At 42.4% G+C, this 4,350-nt stretch carries 4 protein-coding genes; all 4 read left to right on the top strand.

The window, feature by feature from the left end:
* The first annotated feature begins 97 nt into the window (after window positions 1-97).
* The gene (locus tag N1032_RS22045) at window positions 98-730 is read left to right on the top strand and encodes a hypothetical protein (RefSeq protein WP_259542345.1); all 633 of its coding nucleotides are present in this window, start codon (window positions 98-100) and stop codon (window positions 728-730) included.
* A 45-nt stretch (window positions 731-775) separates the two neighbouring features.
* Window positions 776-2,824, top strand: a complete 2,049-nt coding sequence (locus N1032_RS22040; protein WP_259542343.1) for a DNA polymerase — start codon at window positions 776-778, stop codon at window positions 2,822-2,824.
* A complete protein-coding gene (locus N1032_RS22035) occupies window positions 2,821-3,921 on the top strand; it encodes a phage DNA encapsidation protein (RefSeq protein WP_259542342.1) in 1,101 nt (366 codons plus the stop codon). Before N1032_RS22040 ends, N1032_RS22035 begins: the two co-directional genes overlap by 4 nt.
* Before the next feature lie 179 nt (window positions 3,922-4,100).
* Window positions 4,101-4,350, top strand: a 250-nt coding sequence (locus N1032_RS22030; protein WP_259542341.1) for a hypothetical protein, incomplete at its 3' end; no start/stop codon positions are given.

Genomic DNA, 4,350 nt, shown 5'->3' with positions numbered 1-4,350 from the left:
CCAACGTAAGACACTTTATCAAGTATGCACAATTCGCATTATCTGAGGGTGAGCTTGATATATTTATGAAAACCGTATTAGCTGGAGAATGTAAATAATGGCTAGAGGTGGAGTTAAGATTGTAAAAGACGTAAACAAAATCGGGGAATTATTAGAGGCTCTTAGTAAGCCGATGATGAAAGCCTCGGATGTTGCGGCTATCAATAAACAGATTAACCGCGAACTGGACAATGCCCGTAAACGTTGGGATAGGCTCGTCAAAAACGGCTTACAGTTTACCGAAGCATTTAAACGTTACGGTTTTCAGGGTCGTTTCTCGTTGAAGGGTAAAGAGGGGCAGGAACGTTTAGCCGAAATTCAGAGGGCGGCACGTTTCCTACAATCCAGCACGTCAACCATTAGCGGGGCGATTTCGTCCAGCAAGGTAGACACGAAAGGATTAAACGCGAAACAAGCATTAACGAAACTGAAAAACGTTAATAAGCTGATGCCGCGAGTAGTGGACGCTATTGTAGATGCTCTGCGTAAAGCTGAGGGCTACGATTCGTCACAAGCGCCACAATATATCGAACAAGCTATCGGTATGATTAATGCTGATTTGGGAGATAGTGAGGCAGACTTACAGCAAGTGGAGGACGATATTTTACAGGAATTGGGATTAGCCCCGAAAGGATGGGAACCAGTAAAAGGTATTTTAGCGGGTAACGGCTTATTCACTCCTAAGAAATAATACATGAAACCATATACCGAAATAACGTTTCAAACTCTGGACGCATTGGGAGAAATCCCAACTGTTAGCCATAAAAAAGTCGAGTATCTGAATATTGAATCAGGTTTCGATATTGAAACGACCAGTACATATATTGAAGGCCGGAAAGCGGCATTTAGTTATATCTGGATGTTCGGGATTGGTTTAGGTAACGAAATCTATTACGGTAGAACGTGGGAGGAATTCCGCGCACTGTATACCCTGCTAGTAACCTATTTCGGTTTAGGAAGTGATAAACGTCTGGTAATTTACGTTCATAACCTTGCCTATGAATTCCAATTCATGCGCAAGTATTTTGAGTGGGAGGAAGTATTTTCCATTAAGGAACGTAAACCTATTCGCGCGTTAACTGTTGACGGCGTAGAATTCCGCGATTCTTATATCCTGTCTGGAATGTCGCTTGCCACGGTTGCCAACAATCTAACTAAACACAAGGTAGCGAAATTAGAGGGCGATTTAGATTACTCATTGCCGCGCCACCAGAAAACCGAATTAACAGCCGCTGAAATGGCGTACTGTAATAATGACATTGAAATCATTCTTGCATATATCCGCGAACAACTGGACGAATGTAATATTACAGAAATCCCAATGACCAATACGGGCAGGGTGCGCCAATACGTGAAATCCAGATGTTTCACGGAAATCAACAAGGAAACAGGGGAGGAATTCAGAAACCCGCGAGATTATCAAGCCATAATGAAGAAACTAACCTTAACGCCTGACGTGTATAAAATGGCGAAACGGGCTTTCATCGGCGGCTTTACTCACTCAAACCCTGAGCATTCCATGAAAGTGATGGAAAATGTTTCCTCTGTGGATTTGACCAGTAGTTACCCAACGGTAATGATTGCGGAAGAATACCCGATGGGTTCACCAGTGCAATTGATGCTTGATTCTCTGGAGGATTTCAGGAAAGCCAGCGCGAAATATTGCATTATGCTGGACGTTGCTTTTGTGGGTCTGCGTAATAAAATCGGCTATGAATCCTATATCAGCGAATCGAAAGCGGTTAAGCTGGAAGGGGCTGAAATAGTGAACGGGCGAGTTTACAGCGCCGATTTACTTACTATGACGCTGGTTGATGTGGATTTAGAAATTATTTCCGCAGTCTACGAATGGGACGAATTACACTGGGAAAATGTCTGGGCTTTCAAAAAGTATTATTTACCGAAAGCTATTATTCAGTCCATTCTGGCGCTGTATCAGGATAAGACCACGCTAAAAGACGTAAAAGGGCGGGAGGTTGATTATCTGCGTTCTAAAGGAATGCTCAATTCCATTTACGGTATGTGTGTTACTGATATTGTGAAAGACGACCATATTTATGACGACGTTGAAGGATGGGGAATTGAAGAAACCGACGTTAAAGAATCCATACAGGATTATAACCGCTCAAAATCTCGCTTTCTGTATTACCCGTGGGGTATTTGGGTTACTGCTTATGCTCGGCGTAACCTGTGGAGTGCTATTCTGGCAGTGGGGAATGATTACATATATTCCGACACGGACTCTATTAAAATGCTTAATTATGATAAGCACGTCGGATATGTAGAACAATATAACGCCGATATTCAGGAGAAATTACGGCGGTGTATGCAATATTACAAGCTGGACGAATCACTATTAAACCCGAAAACTATTAAGGGCGTGGAAAAACCGCTCGGCGTATGGGATTTCGAGGGCAACTATTCGCGCTTTAAAACTGTAGGCGCGAAACGCTATTTAGTGGAGGAAAACGGGAAACTAAAATTAACCGTTGCGGGGCTGTCGAAACAGAACGGCATTAATTACATGAAAGAGGTATGCGACAACGATAATACAGCGGTGTTCGAAATGTTCACCGATGAATTATATATTCCAGCGGAAAACACTGGTAAACTAACCCATACTTATTTAGATGATGCTGATACGTTCATGTTTACCGACCTTCACGGCGAAACCGTGGAAGTACATTCCGAATCGGCGGTACATATGGAACCAGCGGAATTTAACCTATCTATCACTGACCTGTATATAGATTTCATCAACCGATATGTGAGGCCGAATAAATGAGCGAGAAAATTAAATATTATTCCTCCGCTGCTATCAAGCGGAAGAATGCGACGTATAACGTAATTTTTGGTGAGCGTTCGAACGGTAAAACTTTCGACGCTCTGAAAAATGGCGTACTGGATTACATTAAAACAGGCGCTGAAATGGCGTATGTTCGCCGCTGGCAGGAAGATATTACGGGGAAACGAGCGGCGCAAGTATTCAGCGCCATTAACACGACCGATATTATAGAGAAGGCCACGAACGGCGAGTTTCACGGCGTTCATTATTGGGCGGGTAAATGGTATCTGTGCAACTATGACGAAAACGGGAAAGCCGTGTATGGTGACAAGGATGTTTTCTGTTATGCGTTCGCGTTGTCTGCGAGCGAGCATGATAAATCTACGTCGTTCCCGAATATTAAGACCATCGTATTTGATGAATTCCTGACGAACCGCACCTATTTAGTGGATGAATTTGTAACGTTCATGAACGTTATTTCTACGATTGTGCGTAAACGGGAAGACGTTAAAATTTACATGCTCGGAAACACGGTAAATAAATTCTGCCCATACTTTAAAGAGATGGGATTAAATAACATCCTGAAAATGAAACAGGGTGATATTGACGTTTACCACTACGGCGAAAGCAAATTAACTGTTGCTGTCGAATATTGCAAATCGCCAGAACAGAAGAATAAAAGCGAGTCGCATAAATACTTTGCTTTTGATAACCCTAAATTGGGGATGATTACTGGCGGCGCGTGGGAAATGGCGATTTATCCGCATATTCCTATGAAATATAAGCCGCGTGATATTATGGTGACATATTTTATCGACTTTAATGATTCCGTTTACCAGTGCGAAATTATTAATATCGGTGATAATATCTTTACCTATATCCACCATAAAACCACGCCGATTAAAAATCCTGATAGCGACTTGATTTATTCGCTGGATTATGTACCCCGTCCGAACTATAATAGAAACGTATTTAAGCCAACGTCGAAACTCCAGACGAAAATTGCGTGGTTCTTTATTAACGACAAAGTTTTCTATCAGGATAATAGCGTCGGCGATGCTATCGCAAACTATCTGAAAATCTGTAAGAGGGGATAAATGATTGTGGACTCTGTAGCGACGGTTAAAGATTTAATCGAGGCTGTTGGTTTCCCTATTGTCTGTTGCATCGCGCTATTTTGGTATATTAACACCAATATGCGCGAACAACGGCGGTTGCTGGATGAAATCAGTAAAACACTGGTACAGGTTGTAGACTCTATTCGAGGCATGAAATAATGGCTTACGACTATAAAGCTAAAAAGAAAAACATCACGCAATTGGTGAACTATATGCTCACTAAAACGCTGTCGATGTTTGAATATGCGGGATTGCCTGACACTATTCCGCGTAAAGAACTGGAGCGGCTTTTACAGGTTCACGGCTACGCTTTCATTACTAAAGCGCCTGATGGTAAATTGTATGCTTTCGTTGGCGCTCTCGGCGGTCAAACTAAAAGCCCATATGGTGAACCGACCGAAATCACTA

The organism is Herbiconiux daphne (assembly GCF_024979295.1).
GTDB classification, from domain to species: Bacteria; Actinomycetota; Actinomycetes; order Actinomycetales; family Microbacteriaceae; genus Herbiconiux; species Herbiconiux daphnes.
This window is presented reverse-complemented; position numbering and strand designations above follow the sequence as displayed.